This window comes from Burkholderia anthinoferrum (genome assembly GCF_002925705.1).
Lineage (GTDB): Bacteria > Pseudomonadota > Gammaproteobacteria > Burkholderiales > Burkholderiaceae > Burkholderia > Burkholderia semiarida.
This window is the reverse complement of the sequence record NZ_LFZP01000057.1, coordinates 144,394-163,909: the sequence shown is the minus strand read 5'-3', so window position 1 is coordinate 163,909 and position 19,516 is coordinate 144,394. Positions and strand designations below refer to the sequence as shown.

Sequence of the window (19,516 nt, the reverse complement as noted above, 5' to 3'; positions counted from 1 at the left end):
CAGCTATCGACGCATTTCTCCGTACGTTTCCTTGCACACCTCGCGTAGCGCGTCGACGAGCAGATCGCGCGCGGGCGAATGCGAATCGGCGGAGCGCGTGAACAATGCAATCGGCGGCAGCGTCCACACCAGCGAATAAGGCACGATCGCCACGCCGGCGATCCGCACCAGTTCCTCCGCGATATCGGCCGGGACGATCGACACGGCCTCGTCGCTCGACGCGATCATTTCGCCGATCAGCTTCGACGAGTAGCTTTCGACGATCGGCACGGGCGGCGCGATGCCGGCCGACAGGAACAGGTCGGTCACCTGTTCGCGCATCGGCGTATGCGGCGCGCCGAGAATCCAGTCGAGCGCGTGCAGCTTGTGCCAGTCGAGCGGCGTGCGGGCGAGCTTCGCGGCCAGCCGCCGGCTCGCGATCATGCGCGGCTGCTGCTGGTACAGCACTTCGAACGAAACCTGCCCGAGATCGATCGCCGACGACGCGCGCCCGATCACGATGTCGACACTGTGATCCCTGAGCTGCAGCAGCAGCTGGTCGCTGGTGCCTTCGTGAATCGTCACGGTCAGCCGCCGCTCCATGCGCGCTTGCAGCCGCTTCAGCGCGGCCGACAGCATCTGGCCGGAGATGAACGGAATCACGCCGATGTGCAGATGAGCCGCATGCCCGGCGGCGACGGCCTCCATCTCGCGGGCGAGGTGGTCGAGATCCTTGATCATCGCCTTCGCCCGCTCGAGCACGACCGCGCCGAGCGCGGTGGGCCGCATGCCGCGCGACGAGCGCTCGAACAGCGGCGTGCCGAACATGCTCTCCAGTTCGGACAGCGCGTTCGTCACGGCCGGCTGGCTGCTTGCCATGTGCTCGGCGACGCGCGTCAGCGATCCGTGCTGCTGGATCTGCAGCAACAGCACCAGATGCCGAATCTTCAGACGCGCGCCGAGCCGCCTGACCACGTCGTTTGCGTCAAAATTCATTGACTGGTCATGCATTCATCATGAAAAAGTGATGGGCCGATATTAAAACAGAATCATCACGTTATGGCGGATCCCTAGAATCACCTTCATGGATCGCGCCGGGACTGGCCTGGCGCCCACGCCGGGACGAAAACATGAAACAGACAGAGACACAGCAGCAGGCCGCTTTCGACTATCACGAATTTCCGACCCCCGGGAAAATCTCGGTCGTCGCGAGCAAGCCGCTGGTGACCCAGCGCGATCTGGCGCTGGCCTATACGCCCGGCGTGGCGAGCGTGTGCGAGTCGATCGCCGCCGATCCGCTGACGGCGCACCGCTTCACGAGCCGCGGCAACCTGGTGGGCGTGATCACGAACGGCACCGCCGTGCTTGGCCTGGGCAACATCGGCCCGCTCGCGTCGAAGCCGGTGATGGAAGGCAAGGCCGTACTGTTCAAGAAGTTCGCGGGCATCGACGTGTTCGACATCGAGATCAACGAAACCGACCCGGACAAGCTGGTCGACATCATTGCCGGCCTCGAACCGACGTTCGGCGGCATCAACCTCGAGGACATCAAGGCGCCGGAATGCTTCACCGTCGAGCAGAAGCTGCGCGAGCGCATGAAGATTCCCGTCTTCCACGACGACCAGCACGGCACGGCCATTACCGTGTCGGCCGCGTTCATCAACGGGCTGAAGGTGGTCGGGAAATCCATCAAGGAAGTGAAGGTCGTGACGTCGGGCGCCGGTGCGGCCGCGCTGGCGTGCTTGGACCTGCTGGTCGACCTCGGGCTGCCGGTGGAAAACGTGTGGGTGACCGACATCGAAGGCGTCGTCTATCGCGGCCGTACCACGCTGATGGACCCGGCCAAGTCGCGCTTCGCGCAGGAAACCGACGCGCGCAAGCTCGCCGACGTGATCGGCGGCGCGGATGTGTTCCTCGGGCTGTCGGTCGGCGGCATTCTCACGGCGGAGATGCTCAAGCAGATGGCGGCGCGCCCGCTGATTCTCGCGCTGGCCAACCCGACGCCGGAAATCTTCCCGGAACTGGCGCACGAGACGCGCGACGACGTCGTGATCGCGACGGGCCGCTCGGACTACCCGAACCAGGTCAACAACGTGCTGTGCTTCCCGTACATTTTCCGGGGCGCGCTGGACGTGGGTGCGACGACGATCACGCGCGAGATGGAAATCGCCGCGGTGCACGCGATCGCGGGGCTGGCCGAGGAAGAGCAGAACGAAGTCGTCGCGGCGGCCTATGGCGCGTACGACGTGTCGTTCGGCGCCCAATACCTGATTCCGAAGCCGTTCGACCCGCGCCTGATCGTGCGGATCGCGCCGGCCGTGGCGAAGGCGGCGATGGAAGGCGGCGTGGCGACGCGTCCGCTCGCGAATCTCGATGCGTACGTCGAGCAGTTGCAGCAGTTCGTCTATCACTCGGGTGCGTTCATGAAGCCGCTGTTCGCGACCGCGCGCCAGCTCGTGCGCGACGGCGGCAAGGCGCGGATCGTGTTCACCGAAGGCGAGGACGAGCGTGTGCTGCGTGCGGTGCAGGTGATCGTCGACGAGAAGCTGGCGCGGCCGATTCTGGTCGGGCGTCCGGAGGTGCTGCTCGCGCGCATCGAGCGGTTCGGGCTGCGTTTGCGGCTCGGTCAGGACGTCGAAGTGACCAATCCGGAATACGACGAACGTTTCCCGCAGTACTGGACGAAGTATTGGGAAATGCGCTGCCGCGACGGTATCTCGAAGGAAATGGCGCGCGTGGAAATGCGCCGCCGCCTGACGCTGATCGGCGCGATGATGGTGCGGCTCGGCGACGCGGACGGGATGATTTGCGGGACGGTGGGCGAGTATCACAATCACCTGCGGTTCGTGGACGAAGTGATCGGCAAGAAGCCGGGTGCGTCGACCTACGCGGCGATGAACATCCTGTTGCTCGATCAGCGGACGGTGGCGCTGGTGGATACGCACGTGAACGACAACCCGGATGCGGAGCAGATCGCCGAATTCACGATCGCGGCGGCGCGGCAGATGGAATGGTTGAACCTGACGCCGAAGGTTGCGCTGCTGTCGCGGTCGAATTTCGGGTCGGGGAGTGCGGCTTCGGGCGCGAAGATGCGCCGGGCGCTGGAGATCATGCGGGAGCAGGCGCCGGATATCGAGGCCGATGGCGAGATGCATGGCGACTGCGCGCTCGATGAAGGGCTGCGGGCGAAGCTGCTGCCGATGTCGCCTTTGAAGGGGGCGGCGAATTTGCTGGTCTGTCCGAATGTGGATGCCGGCAACATCGCGTACAACCTCCTCAAGACCGAGGCGGGGAGCAATGTGGCGGTGGGGCCTTTCCTGTTGGGGGTTAATGCTCCCGTGAACATCCTTACGTCCAGCGCCACCGTGCGGCGGATCGTGAATATGGCTGCGTTGACGGTGATTGAGGCGAATCGGGGTGTGGGTGGGTGATTGAATGGCTTCGTGGGGCGGCTGAGGCCGCCCTTTATTTGTCAGCTTCGGCCATGAGCGGCCGTCGTGACGGTGCCAAGCAATGTCTGCCCTAAGCTGGCACCCAAGCCAAGAATCTTGGAGCAACTCGTGACAAGTCCTCCTATTCAATCACCCCATTGAGAATTGTCCCAATCTTCGCGATTTTCTCGTAATCGAATTGATTTAACAGTTGTTTTCATTGCTATTGCGGAATTGCTTGGGTATCGATTATTTTGGCGCCGATTCGTTCAGAGGTGCTATCTACCCATGTCAGTTGTCAAAAAAGTTCCGTACTACCAGATGGAATCGCGCCTTTTATATTCCGGAAAGCATTGGAAATGCTATTCAGGCATCGTCGGGTGCGTTCCCATCGACACGCAGCAAAAGATCTCGTTCGCTAGGCTTGCGCCAAATGAGCAGCCACCGCCGCCTCCGCCCAAGATAGCCGATCGAGTCGCAGCGCAGAAGCCGCGAGCCCTGGCTCCAGCACCGGTTAAGTCACCCGCCAAGCCACAGCCGAGCGACAAGCCTCAAGACGCAGAGCAAGCCGACAAACTGCCCGAGTTCGATCTGCAGGATATCCCCAACGCGATGGACAGGGCGGGGTGGCCAATTTCGGCTAAGTTGGCGCGAAAGTGGTTGGCGAGTCCCAAGCATATCTACAACAACAAGCTCAACTCACCGCAGCCGATCGACGACACGACAGTCACTCTGGAGTGGGCGTTGAGATTTAGTGGTGCATCCTGGCGATTCAAGCAACTCGTCCGGCAAGCGATTTACACGGAGAAAGCTGCTGAAGCAGTCAAGAATGCGCTGGTGCCCGTGATCGAGAGGGTTTTTTCTGCCGGAAAGATGAACGCAGCGGGTATCGTGATCGACACTGCTCCGTTTCTGACGGATCTGCTTCAGTTTCATATCGCCTGGAGATTTCAGTTCCAGTCGGTATCATCCTTTGCCACCCTCGACGGAACGGCTTTGACCGATCTAACCGGCGCTCTGGGAAACTTCAATTTCTACGCTGCTGTTGGGAGGGCGACCGTTACCGGTGAGCGCTACTACAAGTACGAGGGTAAGAACACAATATTCTGTCTCGAACCGGTTGCACAGATGACCCACATCTATGTCTACATCAAGGACAGCTACTCGTTCAACGACGACTCGCCTTCCAAGAGCCAGTACCTCGGTCACTGGAACAAGAGCGGGATGGTTTTGTCCTATGCCGCGGCCATCAACGATCTCTTTAAGAGCAGTAACTTTAACGTTGGGAGCTCGACCATTGAGGAGTGGCGCTATCTCCCTGAGGGAGAAGAGATCGATAAGCCGATCGACAAACGAACCAGTCGCTTTCTGAAATTTCGAGTGAAAGATGTCTACTGGCCGGTGCATAACAAGACGTACCGGGACTGGAGGTCGGTGCATAATCGTGGTGGCGACTTCATGGTCTACAGCAAGCCAAAGCTCATCAAGCTGGACAAGCCGATCATTTTGAAAATTGACACCGTATGCAGATCCATTCCGGCCGAGCAATGAAAGGGGCCATGACCATCCTCAAAGTAGTCTTGTCCGTGAGCGCCATATACCTCGTTGTCGATATCGCGTGGCTGTGCTTGCCACTCAACGTGAGGAACGGAATCGTACTTGTCTCGGCGATGAATACGAAGCCGGCGATCTTCGCCATCACGTCGATCATCTTCGGTTTCTACCTGTACCGGCGCGTCAGAAATTTCAACCGTTTCAGCCGAGCGAAGCGCGCAGGCCTCGCGATCGTCACGCTCGTTTTTTTTGCGTTCGTCTACCTGGTAGGATTTCGCGGGATCATGGCTGACCGTACCGATTGTCAGCGCTTCAACTACAACGTCAAGATGAATGGCGGTGTCAAGCACGTTGACGGCACAACCTACATCATCAACATCTGCGGGAGTGGTGCTCCGGGCAATGGTTTTTTCGTGGATCAGAATGAGCAGGTCAAACTCGTCGTCAGCAATGCACACGGCTCGACGCTCGCCACTCGACTATTTTTCGTTTTTTGGGACGGCCGGCCGGGGGAAGAATCGACCATCATCCGTAAGAACAAGTTGATTTATTTCGACGCATCGGATGAGTACGACAGTGAAAGGTCGATCTCGCTGCCACCGACCATGCTCGATTGGATCGCGGCGAGAATTCCGATTTGGCTTCGCTGAGAACGCTCTCGATGCCGTGGTGGTCGTCGCGTTGAAGCGGCGCCGCCCACGATTCACGATTCTTGCTGAACCGCCCAAGCCAAGAAAGCCGTAGCGATCATCATGACCACCCGGGCGAAACAACCACCCGAATCAAACACCCGTTCGGCAAACCGCCCCGGAACCCCCGCATCATCCGCGCACCGCCAACACGCACCCCACCGCGATGTAATGACCAAACCGCAAGACCTAGTGCATAGATATCGTTTGCCGCGCCCTTAATGACTGTCGACAATCGTGGCTCGAATTCACCGCCGCGGCGCCAGAAGCGCCTTGGCGGCCGGCACTCGACGGCTATCCCGGCCGTCCGCGCCCACCCGCTCACGACGACATGTACGCGTTCACGCCCTCATTCCAAAACCCTGCCGGCTCGCCGATCCGCGAGTTGTTCAAGTACCTGTCCGAACCGGGCATGATTTCCTTCGCGGGCGGTTATCCGGCCAGCGACCTGTTCGACGTCGCCGGCCTGAACGCGGCCGCCGAACGCGCGTATGCCCAGCCCGTCCGCTGCCTGCAATACGGCCCGACCGACGGCCTCGCCGAACTGAAGCAGCAAGTGATCGCGCTGATGGCGCGGCGCGGCGTCGCATGCACGCCGGCCGAACTGCTCGTCACGACCGGATCGCAGCAAGGCCTCGACCTGCTGCTGCGCGTGATGGTGTCGTCCGGCGACGTCGTGCTGACCGAACAACCGGCGTACCCGGCCACGCTTCAAGCCATGCGTTTGCAACAGGCGCGCATCGTGACGATCCCCGTCGACGGCGAAGGCCTCGACGTCGATCGTCTCGGCGAACAACTCGCGTCCGGCGCGATCGCGCAGCCGAAGCTGCTCTACACGGTCCCTACCTTCGCGAACCCGACGGGCGCGACGCTCACGCGCGAACGCCGGCTGAAGCTGCTGCGTCTCGCGGTGCAATACCGTTTCCTGATCGTCGAGGACGACCCGTACGGCGACCTGCGCTTCGCGGGCGAAACGGTGCCGTCGATGCTCGCGCTCACCGGCGAGGTGGACGGCGCACGCGACTGGCTCGTGCATTTCGCGAGCCTGTCGAAGATCGTCGCGCCGGGGCTGCGCGTGGGCTGGACGATCGCGCCGGCCGAGATCGCGCGGCGCTGCGTGATCGCGAAGCAGACGGTCGATCTGTGCAGCGCACCGTGGACGCAGGCCACCGCCGCCGAATATTTGGCGGACGGCGCGCTCGAACGCCATCTGCCGCGCATCGCGGCCGCGTACCGGATCAAATGCGACGCGATGTGCGACGCGCTGCGCGACGGGTTCGGCGATGCGATCGAGTTCCATCGTCCCGAAGGCGGGATGTTCGTGTGGGCGCGAATCGGTGCGGTGTCGTCGGACGTGCTGCTGCAACAGGCGATCGCGCACAAGATCGTGTTCGTCCCCGGCAAGGCGTTCTTCGCGGACAACGTCGACGCGGCGTCGCTGCGCCTGTCGTTCGCCGCGCCGGACGTCGACGCGATCCGGGAAGGCGTCGCGCGCCTCGTCCGTGCGTATGGTGCGGCGCGGGCCGCGTAAGGAGACATCGGCATGACCATCACCGTCAACGAAACGGCATCGACGCGCGCAGCGGCGAGCGGCGGCGACAAGCGGCCGGCGAAGCATCGCTCGTCGCAGATCAGCGCCGGGCCGCAGTATGTGGCCGACGTGCTCGGCCGCTTCGGCGCGGAGCCGGCGACCGATGCCGGCGATGCGGCGCCGGTGGTGCTCGGCTACAACTGACTGGCACAGGCGCGGCGGCGCACCGGATGCGAGCCGTCGGCGAAACGAACGGTTAAGCTTGCGCGATCGAAACACCGACGATCGCCGCCGCCCCATGTCCGACTCGACCTCCGAATCGCTCGCGCAAACGTACGACCGCATCTGGTCCTGCCTCGAATCCGGCGTCAGCGTTCAGCGCTCGCCGTTCACGATGTTGCAGGCGGCGACGCTCGGTCTCGATGGCGCACCGAAGGTCCGGACGATCGTGTTGCGTCAGGTGAACCGCGTCGAGCGCGTGCTGTCGTTTCATACCGATGCGCGCTCGGCGAAGGTCGCGGAGTTGCGTCGCGATCCGCGTATCTCGATCGTCGCCAATGATCTCGACGCGCTCGTGCAGATTCGCGCGGAAGGAATTGCATCGGTCTGCGATGACGAAACGCAACGGCGCGCGCTCTGGGCATCGAGCCGCCCGCATACGCTGCTGCTGTATCGAGCACCGTTGCCGCCCGGCACGCCGGTCGCGTCTCCGGAAGCCGCACATGTCGACAGCACCGCACCAACCGGCGACGGCTACGAAAACTTCTGCCTGATCCACATGACGGTGACACGCATCGACTGGCTCGAACTCGCGCGCGCCGGCCATCGCCGAGCGGTATTCGACCTGAACGAAAACCGCTACGAAGCCCGCTGGATCGCGCCCTGAAGCGGGCCGAACGCGCTCGAGCCGCTCAAGGCCGCCCGTCCGACGCGGCTTGAATCATCCACTCACGCATCACCGCGATCGCACCGTCGTCGCGGCGCTCGGCCGGATACACGAGATAGAACCCCATCGACAGCGGAAACGCGAAGTCGAACGGCTTGCACAGCCGTCCGGCGGCGATGTCGCGCTCGACGAGCGGCTCGGTCGCGAGTGCGATGCCCTGGCCGGCGACGGCCGCATCGATCGCGAGCGACGTCTGGTTGAAGCGCAGCCCCTTGTGCGGATCGACGTCGACCGGTTCGGGCATCGCCGCGAGGAACTCGGGCCACAGGTCGTGCGCGTCGTGCAGCAGCACCTGGCCGGCAAGCGCGCGCGGCGAAGCCGGCGCGGTCAGCAGCGAAGGGCTGCACACCGCGCACACGTCGAGCGGGAACAGCGCATGGGTGACGAGATGCTTGCCGAACGGCGGCTTGCCGTAGCGAATCGCGAGATCGACGCCGTCGTGGCGGAACGTCGCGATCTGCGGGTCGGCGATCACGCGCACGTCGTAGTCGGGATGCGCGTCGGTGAACTGCGCGAGCCGCGGGATCAGCCACTTCGACGCGAACGACGGCGTCGTGCTGATCGTCAGCGCGGCGCGCCGTTTCACGAGCTTGTCGGTGGCGTCGGCGATCGCATGCAGCGCGCGCTGCACGTCGGAAAAATAAGCGGCGCCGTCGTGCGTGAGCGCGAGGCCGCGCGGCAGGCGCTCGAACAGCTTCAGGCCGAGCACGTCCTCGAGGTGGCGCACCTGCTGCGCGACGGCGCCCTGCGTGACGCCGATCTCGTCGGCGGCGGCGCGGAAATTGAGGTGTCGCGCCGAGACTTCGAACGCGCGAAGCGCATTCAGCGGCGGCAGGCGGGAAGGGCGTGGCGGCATCGTCAGACTGTAGAAAAACTATCGGCTGGCGGCAGAAATACTGGTTCGACAGCCGGAATCGATGCGCCTACATTACCACCATGGCGCGCCGAATGGCGGCTGCGCGGCGGCGGAATCGGAGCAAGGAGCACATCGTGACTGTAGAAAAAGTGGCGTTGATCACGGCGGCGGGCAAGGGCATGGGCGCGGCGATCGCGCGCGAACTGGCGGCGACGGGCTATCGCGTCGCGCTGATGTCGCCGTCGGGCAGCGCGGTGGCGCTCGGCGAGGAACTGGGCGGGTTCGGCATCAAGGGCTCGGTGACGGACGAAGCCGATATCGACACGCTCGTGCAGGAAACGGTCGCCCGCTACGGGCGGATCGACGCGGTCGTGAACAATACCGGCCATCCGCCGAAGGGCGAACTGCTGGCGATCACCGACGACAACTGGCACGCGGGGCTCGACCTGATCCTGCTGAACGTGGTGCGCGTGATGCGCCGCGTGACGCCGATCTTCCAGAAGCAGGGCGGCGGCGCGGTGGTGAACATCTCGAGCTTCGCGGCGGACGCGCCCGAGCAACCGATGCCGGTGTCATCGGCGCTGCGCGCGGCGCTGAGCGCATGGACGCGCCTGTACGCGGAACGCTATGCGGCCGAGAACATCCGGATGAACGCGGTGCTGCCGGGCTTCATCGACAGCTGGCCGGAAACGCCGGAGATCGTCGCGCGCATTCCGGCCGGCCGCTTCGGCAAGACCGGCGAGATCGCGAAGACGGTCGCGTTCCTGCTGTCGGACGGTGCGGGCTACATCACCGGGCAGAACATTCGCGTCGACGGCGCGATCGTCAAGGCGCTCTGAGCGCCGCAGCGGCGAGCGAGCGGCGGCGCGGGCCGCCCGCTCGCGGTGCAGCCGCTACAAACGCGTACAAATCAGACAAATCCCGGATACATCAGACCTTTCAAATGGGCGACGCCGCGTGACGAGGGCGCGCCGGATCGAAAGCCTGGGCGCGATCCCGCGCGCGGCATCTTCACTTTCCACTTCACGAAAGGATGCCGAACGATGTCTTCCACACCGTTTTCCCCGATGCGTCGCCACCTGCTGGCCACTTCCGTGGCCGCCGGGGTCTCGGCGATGCTGCCCACCGCGCTGCATGCCGCGACCGGCGCGAGCGGCATACGCCCGTTCACCGCGCACATTCCCGATGAAGCCGTGGTCGACCTGCGCCGCCGCATTGCCGCGACGCGCTGGCCGGGCCGCGAAACCGTCGCCGACGAATCGCAGGGCGTGCGGCTCGCGCGCATGCAGGCGCTGCTGCGCTACTGGGGCACCGACTACGACTGGCGCAAGGGCGAGGCGCGCCTGAACGGTTTCCCGATGTTCATCACGGAAATCGACGGGCTCGACATTCATTTCATCCACGTGCGCTCGCGGCACGAGAACGCGATGCCGATGATCATGACGCACGGCTGGCCCGGCTCGGTCTTCGAGCTGCTGAAGGCGATCGGCCCGCTGACCGACCCGACCGCGCACGGCGCGAGCGCGGACGACGCGTTTCACGTCGTCGTGCCGTCGTTGCCGGGTTTCGGCTTCTCGGGCCGTCCGACGAAGACCGGCTGGGGTTCCGATCACATCGCGCGCGCGTGGGGCGAGCTGATGGCGCGGCTCGGCTATACGCGCTTCGTGTCGCAGGGCGGCGACTGCGGCTCGGTGATTTCGCACCGGATGGCGATGCAGCGCGTGCAGGGCCTCGTCGGGATTCACGTGAACATGCCGGCGACGGTGCCGCCGGACATCGCGACGCTGCTCCAGGTCGATGCGCCGGCGCCGGCGTCGCTGTCGCCGAAGGAGAAGGCCGCGTACGAGAAGCTCGCGACGTTCTACCGCGACAACTGCGGCTACTCGGCGATGATGGTCACGCGGCCGCAGACGGTCGGCTATGCGCTGGCCGATTCGCCGTCCGGACAGGCCGCGTGGATGTACGACAAGATCTCGCAGTGGACGTACAGCGGCGGCGTGCCCGAACGCTCGATTCCGCGCGACGAGATTCTCGACGATATTTCGCTGTACTGGCTGACGAACACCGCGACGTCCGCCGCGCAGATCTACTGGGAGGATCACTCGAACAACTTCAACGCGGTGGATATCTCGCTGCCGGCCGCGATCACGGTGTTTCCGGGCGAGATCTACCAGGCGCCGCGCAGTTGGGCGGAGCGCAGCTATCACAACCTGATCTACTTCAACGAAGTCGACAAGGGCGGGCACTTCGCCGCATGGGAGGAGCCGGAACTGTTTGCGCGTGAAGTGCGTGCCGGGTTCCGGCCGTTGCGGCGCGTGTAAGCGCGGTTGCACGACGAATGCGGGCCAGGCGGTGGCGCGGCCCGTGTTCGTTTTCAGGTAACCGCCTGCAAGGCCTGCGCAAACCGCTTGTCCGCGAGATACGCAACGTTGAAGCGGCAATACCTCGACGGACGATCGGCCTGCGGCGAAAACACCGCACCGGGCGCGAGAATCACGCCACGCTCGAGCATTGCCTGCGCGAGCTGCATCGAATCGGGCCAGCCGGGCAGCGCGGCCCACAGATACAGGCTCTGGTCACAGGGCCGATAGACCTCCGCGCCGAGGCGGCCGAGCGCATCGAGTGCGGTACCGGTCGCGCGCCGCAACTTCTCCTGAAGATGAATCGTATGCCGGAGGAAATGGCCATCGCTGACGATCGCGTCGAGCGTGCGTTCGCAGTATTCCGAGCTGCTGACGTGCGTCAGCATCTTCACGTCGGCGAGATCGCTGGCAAGCGCCGCATTGCACGCGAGAAACCCGACACGCAGGGCCGCCGACACCGATTTCGAAAAACTGCCGATATAGATGGTGCGGCGCAGCTGGTCGAGCGTCGCGATGCGCGTGAGCGAGCGCGGCCGCAGGTCGGCGAGCGCATCGTCCTCGACGATGATCAGATCGTGCGCGTCGGCGAGCTGCAGAATGCGGTGTGCCTTGGCCGCGCTCGTATCGGTCGCGGTCGGGTTGTGGCCGACCGATTGCGTGAAGAACAGCTTCGGCCGGTACGCGGCGACATGCTCGGCCAGTTTCGCGACGTCGGGGCCGTCGATCTCGCGCGGCACGCCGACGATGTTCGCGCCGCTCAGCTTGAGCTTGCCGAACAGCGGGTAGTAGCCGGGATCGTCGACGAGCACGGTATCGCCGGGACGCACGAAGTAGCGCAGCACGAGGTCCATCGCCTGGTTCGCGCCGTGCGTGAGCACGATCTGCGCGGGCGGCGCCTCGATCTCGTAGCCGGCGAGCTTCTGCTGCAGCGACTGGCGCAGCGGCAGATAGCCGAAGCGGCTGCCGTAGCGGAACAGCGACGCGGCGCTCGTGCGCATGATGCGCTGCTGGTACTGGTTCAGCCGCGTTTCCTCGAGCCACTCGATCGGCGGGAAGCCTTCGCCGAGATTGAGCACGTCGGGCTTCACGTGCAGTTGCTCGCGCATCAGCCACACGATGTCCATCGCGCGGTCGAGCGAGCTCGGCTCGTCGATGTCGGGCACGGCGGCCGCGCGCCGCGTGACGAAGAAGCCCGAGCCGCGGCGCGGCTCGATCAGGCCATCGGCCGCGAGCATCTCGAACGCGCTGATCACGGTGTTCTTCGAGCAGCCGGACGCCTCGGCGTATTCCCTGATCGACGGCAGTTTCGCACCGGCCGGCAACACCCCTTCTTCTATCTGTCTGGCCAGATTGTCCGCCATTGCGCCAGACAGGCTGGCTTTCGCACGCTGTTTCATCGGAATGTTCCGTCGGGGCCGGCCCGCTGTCATGGGTACGGGTGGATGACTGTCTGCGCCGTCTGTACCTTTTCAATGGGTACAGCGTGACTATTATTCGGCTATCCGCTGCCTGCCGCAAGCGCCGACGGGCTACACCGCCACCCCGAAACAGCCGACCCATCATGCCGATCGATTCCGCCTTGCCGAACTTCCGCTCGCTCACGCCCGAGCAACGCCTGTCCCACCTGTCCCGCATCGTCGGGCTCGACGACGCCGAGCACGCGCTGCTCGCGAAACCGGGCGCGCTGCCGCTCGAGACCGCGAACGGGATGATCGAGAACGTGATCGGCACGTTCGAACTGCCGATGGCGGTGGCCGGCTACTTCCGGATCAACGATCGCGACGTGATCGTGCCGATGGCCGTCGAGGAGCCGTCGATCGTTGCGGCCGCATCGTATATGGCGAAGCTCTCCCGCGCGGCCGGCGGCTTCCGCACGTCCAGCAGCGGCCCGCTGATGCGTGCGCAGGTGCAGGTGATCGGCGTCGGCGATCCGTACGGCGCGCGGCTCGCGATCCTGCGGCACGCGGCCGAACTGATCGCCCTCGCGAACAGCCGCGACAAGGTGCTGGTCGGCCTCGGCGGCGGCTGTCGCGACATCGAGGTTCATGTGTTCCCCGACACGCCGCGCGGCGCGATGATCGTCGCGCACCTGATCGTCGACGTGCGCGACGCGATGGGCGCGAACACGGTGAACACGATGGCCGAAACCGTCGCGACCCGCATCGAGGCGATTACCGGCGGCCAGGTACGGTTGCGGATACTGTCCAACCTCGCCGATTTGCGGTTGGCGCGCGCGCAGGTACGGTACTCGGCGGCGACGCTCGCGACCGACGATTACGCCGGCGAGGACGTGATCGACCGCGTGATCGACGCATACGTGTTCGCGGCGACCGATCCGTACCGCGCGGCGACCCACAACAAGGGCATCATGAACGGCATCGATCCGGTGGTGGTCGCGACCGGCAACGACTGGCGCGCGGTCGAGGCCGGCGCGCATGCGTACGCGAGCCGCAGCGGCCGCTATACGTCGCTGACGACGTGGGAGAAGGCCGCCAACGGCGACCTCGTCGGCACGATCGAGATGCCGATGCCGGTCGGGCTCGTCGGCGGCGCGACGAAGACGCATCCGCTCGCGCGCCTTGCATTGAAGATCATGAACGTGACGTCGGCGCAGGAGCTCGGCGAAATTGCGGTCGCGGTCGGGCTTGCGCAGAATCTCGGTGCGCTGCGCGCGCTCGCGACCGAAGGGATCCAGCGCGGACACATGGCGCTGCATGCGCGCAACATCGCCGTCGCGGCCGGTGCGACGGGGGCCGACATCGACCGGATCGCGCAGCAGATGGTCGCGGCGAAGGACGTGCGTACCGATTTCGCCGTCGCGTTGCTCGCGGGCCGCAGCGGCGGCTGACCCGCGCGCTGCACGCCGCGCGATACAGGCGGCGCGCTGCGCGCCGCGCCGGCATGGCCGGCGACATATCAAACCAGGAGGAGACACATGGAACAGACCGGTTCAAGCGCCGTCGCACCCGCGCCGCATCGCGCCCGGCCGTTGGCCGGCGCCGATGCGGCGGCCACGACGCTCGTCGAGGTATGGGGCGATACGGTGGCGACGAAGCATCTTGCGTGGTCGGTGCTGCTCGGCATCGCGATCAGCCTCGGCGCGTTCGAGGTCGGCCGCATCGCGCTCGCATCGTTCGTGCACGACGCGGCGATCGCACGCGCTTACGCGATGCTGATCGGCCTGGGCGGCTGCCTGCTGGCCGGTGCGATCTGCGCGCGGCTGTTCAAGCCGAAGCGCACGGTGATCGAACATGCGGCGGGCGGCGCCGAGCGCGACGACGCATTGCGGCAACTCGCCGAAGCATCGGGCGGGCTCGGCTCGACGAACGACCTGTCGCCCGCCGCGCGCGCCGAGATGGAGGAACTCGGGTTGCTCGACCTGTTCGCGTCGTACGACGCCTCCACCGGGCGCGCCCGCGCGGGAGGCCGCTGATGGACGCGCTGCTGCATGCATTGCCGGCCGCGTTCGCGATGGGGCTGCTGGGCGCGATCGTGTTCTCCGCCATCGGCCTGATCTCCGGCACCGACGAAACGACGACGATCGCGCCGCTCACGTTGCTCGTCGCGCTGCTCGGCGTGCCGCCGGCCGGCGTGTTCACGTTCTTCCTCGCGGGCGCGGTGGCCAAGCACATCACGCACGCGATCCCGACCGCGCTGCTCGGTATTCCCGGCGACACGATGGCCGCGCCGCTGCTGCAACAGGCGACGCTGCTGCGCGCGCTCGGCGTGCCGCACATCGCGCTGCGCAAGATGATCTCCGGCGCGATCGTCGCGGCGTTCGTCGCACTGCCGCTCGCGGTGCTGTTCGCGTCGCTGCTCGCGCCGTTCGGCGCGGCGATCGCGAAGGCGGCGCCGTGGGTGTTCCTCGCGGCGGCCGTCGGCATCGCGTATTTCTCCGCCGGGCGATGGGCGTCGGTACTGCTGCTCGTGCCGTTCGTGATGCTGGTGGTCGGCTTGCAGGCGCTCACCGGTCGTTACGGCGTGAAGCTGAGCGTCAGCTACTTCCTCGGGATCGCGATCGGGCCGCTGGTGGCCGACCTGTTCTCGATCCTGTCGCCTGCCGAGCGGCGGCGCATGCGTCGCGACGGGCCGTCGACGTTCGTGCTCGCGCCCGACGTGAAAAGCTGGCGCGGCTACTTCCCGAATCCGCTGAAGGTGCTCGACCGCAAGCAGGTCGCATGGACGGTCGGCACGGCCGCCGTGTCGAGCGCGACGTTCGTGTTCAGCCCGGTCGCGATGACGGTGCTGATGGGCGAGATCGTCGGTGCGCGCGTGCGTCATGCGTACCAGCGCCTGACGACCGTGATCGCCGCGCGCAACGGCGTGACCGAGGCGACCTACATCGCCGAAGCGCTGATTCCGCTGATCGCGTTCGGGCTGCCGCTGAGCCCGGTGGCGGCCGGCCCCGCGGCGCCGCTGTTCAATGCGCCGCCGCGCTTCACGGTCGATGCGGCGAGCGGGCAGATCCACAACCTGCATACGCTGATGAGCTGGCCGGCGTTCCTCGGCTACGGGCTGCTGTCGATCGTGCTGGCCGCGCTGATCGCGTATCCGCTCGCGATGCACCACGCGCACCGCGCGGCGTCGTTCGTCGCGCGCAAGCTGAGCCATGAAGCGATCATCGCGACCTTCGCGGGGCTGATCGTCGTGATCGGCGTGTGGGAAGGGCAACTGCTCGGGCTCGCCGTGATCGTGACGATCGGCCTGTTCGGCGGAATGCTGTCGCGCCTGTTCGCGTTCAACACGGGCGTGCAGTTCATGGGCTATTACGTCGCGGTGCTCAGCGTGCCCGCGATCGCCAAACTGTTCTGACGCACCGGCGCCGGTCGCGGATGCCCGGCCATCGCGGCGAAACGTCGCTTTTCCGACGATTTTTGAATCGCTTTTTGTCGTGTTCGCACACAGATACGTTGGGATACAAAGCGCCCGGTCCGTTCGGATATAAAACCGGTGAAGCGATTCACACGACGGCGCGGTGCGATGCGCCGCCGCTGCGAACGACGATACCGGATTGCCCGCACGTGCCGCGGGCCCCTTCCTTAGCGATCGACAATGGAGAACCAGTCATGTCCGATAACGTGAACACCCGCCGCCGCCTGATCCTGGGCTCGACGCTGGCGAGCCTCAGCCTGGCCGACCTCGGCTTCAGCGCGCTTGCGCATGCGCAGTCCGCGCCCGACGCATCGGCCGGCAAGCGTGCGGCCGGCGCCGCGTCGCTGGGCACGATCCACCAGATCGACGCGGGCGTGCTCAACGTCGGGTATGCGGATCTCGGCCCGAAGAACGGCCCGGCCGTGTTCCTGCTGCACGGCTGGCCGTACGACATCTACAGCTATGCCGAAGTCGCGCCGCTGCTCGTCGCGGCCGGCTATCGCGTGATCGTGCCGTACCTGCGCGGCTACGGCTCGACGACGTTCCGCTCGGCCGACACGGTGCGCAACGGCCAGCAGGCCGTCACGGCCGTCGACATCGTCGCGCTGATGGATGCACTGAAGATCGACCGCGCGGTGTTCGGCGGCTACGACTGGGGCGCGCGCACGGCCGACGTCATCGCGGCGCTGTGGCCGCAGCGCGTGAAGGCGCTGGTGTCGGTGAGCGGTTACCTGATCGGCAGCCAGGCGGCGAACGCCAAGCCGCTGCCGCCGAAGGCCGAGCTGCAGTGGTGGTACCAGTTCTATTTCACGACGGAGCGCGGCGAACTCGGCTACGCGCAGAACCGCGATGCGTTCAACAAGCTGATCTGGCAGCTCGCGTCGCCGAAGTGGCAGTTCTCCGACGAAACGTTTGCGCGCACGGCCGCGTCGTTCCAGAATCCCGACCACGTGGCCGTCGTGATCCACAACTATCGCTGGCGCCTCGGGCTCGCGAAGGGCGAAGCGCAATACGACGACATCGAGCGGCGTCTCGCGGCAGGCCCCGCGATCGCCGTGCCGACGATCACGATGGAAGGCGACGCGAACGGCGCGCCGCATCCGGAGCCGGCCGCGTACGCGAAGAAGTTCACCGGCAAGTACCAGCACCGGACGATCACCGGCGGCATCGGCCACAACCTGCCGCAGGAAGCACCGCAGGCATTCGCCGATGCGATCCTGCAAGTGGAGCATCTGTGATGCGGGCGCGCGTGGGAGTGTGGCGGCGCGGTGCGCGCCGGGTGGTCGCCGCGGGCGTGCTGCTGGCCGGTGCGTGGTCGGCGAGCGGGCCGGCCGCGTTCGCGGAACAGCCGAAGCCGGCCGCGGCCGCGTCGCCGATCTACGGCGTGACGATTCCGCCCGGCTATCGCAAATGGGAAATGGTTGCGCCGGCAGAGGAAGCCGCGCCGCTCGACGAGTTGCGCGTGGTGCTCGGCAATCCGGTCGCGATCCGCGCGCTCGAAAAGGCGACGCTGCCGTTTCCGGATGGCACGATCCTCGTGAAGCTCGCGTACAAGCGCAAGCAGTCCGACGAGTTTCCGCCGGCGACGGTGCCCGGGCAGGCGACGACCGTGCAGGTGATGGTGAAGGACTCGCGCCGCTATGCATCGACGGGCGGCTGGGGCTTCGGACGCTTCATCAACGGCGTGCCCGCCGACATCGGCCAGCATCAGACGTGCTTTGCGTGTCACCAGGCGCGCGTGAAGAATCACGATTACGTGTTCACGCGGCTCGCGCCGTGACGTGACACGGCGGCGTGAAGTGGATGGAAAGGCGTGCCTTGCGAGGCACGCTTTTTTTTCATGCGGTGCGCGGCGGGGGGGCGAAACGGATCACGCGCGTTTGTATCGCACTGTATCTGCGGTCGTTCCTGAAAAACTGGCATGCAGAACGCCCCGGTTTCGGAAACATGCCGGATACGTGCGCGGGTTCTACTGTCGACATGCAGCAAGCGTTCAGCGCCAGACGTTCACGCCGAATGCCAAGTGATCGACACCCCAACTTCCTTCAAGGAGAACTCTCATGAAAGCCGCTCGAATCCTCGCCGTTGCCGTCCTCGCCATCGCTCCGGCCCTGTCGTTCGCCGATACGGGCCACGGCCTCACGCGTGCCGAAGTGCGCGCCGACCTCATCCGCCTCGAGCAGGCCGGCTACAACCCGGCCGGCAGCGAAGCGCACTACCCGGACGATATCGCGGCCGCGGAACAAGCCGTCGCCGCCGCGCAGCAGGTCGCACGCTCGGACCAGAACGGCCCGTCGAAGTCGCAAGGCGACAACGTGGCCGATGCGTCGACGTCGGCCGGCCATCGCGACGCCGCCAACGACCTGTACGCGCATTCGTGATCGGTCGCCGCGCCTGCCTCACGGAGGTGTGGCGCGCACTGAAGCACTTCACTTGAACAACACGAAGAAGAAAGGAGCATGACGATGGCCGGTTTGATGAAACGCGTTCTGGTATCCGCCGCGGTAGTCGGCGGACTGTTCGGTGCGGTCGCGGCGCAGGCCGCACCGAAGGAAGACCTGAAGGGCACCAACGTCGTGCTCGTGCACGGCGCGTTCGCCGACGGGTCGAGCTGGAACCGCGTGATTCCGCTGCTCGAGGCGCGCGGGCTGCACGTGGTGTCGGTGCAGAATCCGCTGAGTTCGCTCGCCGACGATGCGGCCGCGACGAAACGCACGATCGACGAACAGAAAGGGCCGGTCGTGCTGGTCGGCCATTCGTGGGCCGGCGTCGTGATCAGCGACGCGGGCAACGACGACAAGGTGAAGTCGCTCGTGTACGTCGCGGCGTTCGCGCCCGACAACGGCCAGTCGATCGCCGACGTCACGCAAGGGCTGCCGGCGCCGTCGTGGGCGGGCGAGTTGCGCAAGGACGCGGGTGGTTTCGCGCGGCTGTCGGACAAGGCGATCGCGCAGGATTTCGCGCCGGATCTGCCGCCCGCGCAGCAGCGCATCGTCGCGGCGACGCAAGGGCCGTGGTACGGTGGCTGCATCTCGGAGAAGGTCACGCAGGCCGCGTGGCATGCGAAGCCGTCGACGTTCGTCGTCGCGACGCAGGACCGGATGATCGATCCGAAGCTGCAGGAAGCGATGGCGAAGCGGATCGGCGCGACGGTCGCGCGCGTGAACGGCAGCCATGTCGCGATGCTGAGCCAGCCGAAAGCCGTGGCCGATGCGATCATCGCCGCCGCCGAGCGCACGAAGCACGATACGCAGTGAGCGAATGCGGCGCCGCGCCTTCGTGAGGATGCGCGGCG

Annotated in this window: 18 protein-coding genes; 15 read left to right on the top strand and 3 right to left on the bottom strand. The window is 65.7% G+C overall.

Annotated features, from left to right (window positions below):
* Positions 1-3: 3 nt before the first annotated feature.
* Positions 4-975 (bottom strand): LysR substrate-binding domain-containing protein, encoded by a 972-nt coding sequence (locus C5F75_RS28030; protein WP_059579885.1) that lies wholly within the window; start codon positions 973-975, stop codon positions 4-6.
* 134 nt (positions 976-1,109) lie between these two features.
* Here C5F75_RS28030 and C5F75_RS28025 point away from each other — a divergent pair, with 134 nt between their 5' ends.
* From C5F75_RS28025 to C5F75_RS28000, 6 genes are all read left to right on the top strand, one after another.
* Complete coding sequence (locus tag C5F75_RS28025; RefSeq protein WP_104013048.1) at positions 1,110-3,410, top strand: NADP-dependent malic enzyme; 2,301 nt, start codon at positions 1,110-1,112, stop codon at positions 3,408-3,410.
* Positions 3,411-3,698: 288 nt separating this feature from the next.
* Positions 3,699-4,961, top strand: a complete 1,263-nt coding sequence (locus C5F75_RS28020; RefSeq protein ID WP_181035486.1) for a DUF6402 family protein — start codon at positions 3,699-3,701, stop codon at positions 4,959-4,961.
* A gap of 8 nt (positions 4,962-4,969) precedes the next feature.
* Positions 4,970-5,614 (top strand): hypothetical protein, encoded by a 645-nt coding sequence (locus C5F75_RS28015; protein WP_258048606.1) that lies wholly within the window; start codon positions 4,970-4,972, stop codon positions 5,612-5,614.
* A 370-nt stretch (positions 5,615-5,984) separates the two neighbouring features.
* Entirely contained in the window at positions 5,985-7,184 is a 1,200-nt protein-coding gene (locus C5F75_RS28010) for an aminotransferase-like domain-containing protein (protein WP_104013046.1), read from the top strand.
* A 12-nt stretch (positions 7,185-7,196) separates the two neighbouring features.
* On the top strand, positions 7,197-7,388 hold the full coding sequence (locus C5F75_RS28005; RefSeq protein WP_104013045.1) for a hypothetical protein: 192 nt from the start codon (positions 7,197-7,199) through the stop codon (positions 7,386-7,388).
* Positions 7,389-7,482: 94 nt separating this feature from the next.
* Positions 7,483-8,070 carry a pyridoxamine 5'-phosphate oxidase family protein gene (locus C5F75_RS28000; RefSeq protein ID WP_099317068.1) on the top strand — a complete coding sequence of 196 codons (588 nt, stop codon included), beginning with the start codon at positions 7,483-7,485 and terminating at the stop codon, positions 8,068-8,070.
* 25 nt (positions 8,071-8,095) lie between these two features.
* Here C5F75_RS28000 and gcvA read toward each other — a convergent pair whose 3' ends face one another.
* Positions 8,096-8,986, bottom strand: coding sequence for a transcriptional regulator GcvA (gcvA, locus tag C5F75_RS27995; RefSeq protein ID WP_059579899.1), 891 nt, complete (start codon positions 8,984-8,986; stop codon positions 8,096-8,098).
* Between the two features lie 134 nt (positions 8,987-9,120).
* Here gcvA and C5F75_RS27990 point away from each other — a divergent pair, with 134 nt between their 5' ends.
* Complete coding sequence (locus C5F75_RS27990; RefSeq protein ID WP_059580315.1) at positions 9,121-9,825, top strand: SDR family oxidoreductase; 705 nt, start codon at positions 9,121-9,123, stop codon at positions 9,823-9,825.
* A gap of 204 nt (positions 9,826-10,029) precedes the next feature.
* The gene (locus tag C5F75_RS27985; RefSeq protein WP_059579901.1) at positions 10,030-11,307 is read left to right on the top strand and encodes an epoxide hydrolase family protein; all 1,278 of its coding nucleotides are present in this window, start codon (positions 10,030-10,032) and stop codon (positions 11,305-11,307) included.
* Positions 11,308-11,360: 53 nt separating this feature from the next.
* Here C5F75_RS27985 and C5F75_RS27980 read toward each other — a convergent pair whose 3' ends face one another.
* On the bottom strand, positions 11,361-12,746 hold the full coding sequence (locus C5F75_RS27980) for an aminotransferase-like domain-containing protein (RefSeq protein WP_104013044.1): 1,386 nt from the start codon (positions 12,744-12,746) through the stop codon (positions 11,361-11,363).
* 164 nt (positions 12,747-12,910) lie between these two features.
* On the opposite strand from C5F75_RS27980, the gene C5F75_RS27975 reads away from it, so the two are divergent.
* The 7 genes from C5F75_RS27975 to C5F75_RS27940 all read left to right on the top strand — a co-directional run bounded on the left by C5F75_RS27975 (position 12,911) and on the right by C5F75_RS27940 (position 19,478).
* Complete coding sequence (locus C5F75_RS27975; RefSeq protein ID WP_099317069.1) at positions 12,911-14,197, top strand: hydroxymethylglutaryl-CoA reductase, degradative; 1,287 nt, start codon at positions 12,911-12,913, stop codon at positions 14,195-14,197.
* 87 nt (positions 14,198-14,284) lie between these two features.
* Positions 14,285-14,782 (top strand): hypothetical protein, encoded by a 498-nt coding sequence (locus tag C5F75_RS27970; RefSeq protein ID WP_104013043.1) that lies wholly within the window; start codon positions 14,285-14,287, stop codon positions 14,780-14,782.
* Positions 14,782-16,161 carry a tripartite tricarboxylate transporter permease gene (locus tag C5F75_RS27965; protein WP_104013042.1) on the top strand — a complete coding sequence of 460 codons (1,380 nt, stop codon included), beginning with the start codon at positions 14,782-14,784 and terminating at the stop codon, positions 16,159-16,161. Before C5F75_RS27970 ends, C5F75_RS27965 begins: the two co-directional genes overlap by 1 nt.
* Before the next feature lie 254 nt (positions 16,162-16,415).
* Positions 16,416-17,459 (top strand): alpha/beta fold hydrolase, encoded by a 1,044-nt coding sequence (locus C5F75_RS27955; RefSeq protein WP_059640422.1) that lies wholly within the window; start codon positions 16,416-16,418, stop codon positions 17,457-17,459.
* Entirely contained in the window at positions 17,459-18,001 is a 543-nt protein-coding gene (locus C5F75_RS27950) for a cytochrome P460 family protein (RefSeq protein ID WP_059579916.1), read from the top strand. The genes C5F75_RS27955 and C5F75_RS27950 overlap by 1 nt, the downstream gene beginning before the upstream one ends.
* A gap of 280 nt (positions 18,002-18,281) precedes the next feature.
* The gene (locus C5F75_RS27945; protein WP_104013041.1) at positions 18,282-18,602 is read left to right on the top strand and encodes a DUF4148 domain-containing protein; all 321 of its coding nucleotides are present in this window, start codon (positions 18,282-18,284) and stop codon (positions 18,600-18,602) included.
* Between the two features lie 84 nt (positions 18,603-18,686).
* A complete protein-coding gene (locus C5F75_RS27940) occupies positions 18,687-19,478 on the top strand; it encodes an alpha/beta fold hydrolase (protein WP_059580317.1) in 792 nt (263 codons plus the stop codon).
* The last annotated feature ends 38 nt before the right edge of the window (positions 19,479-19,516 follow it).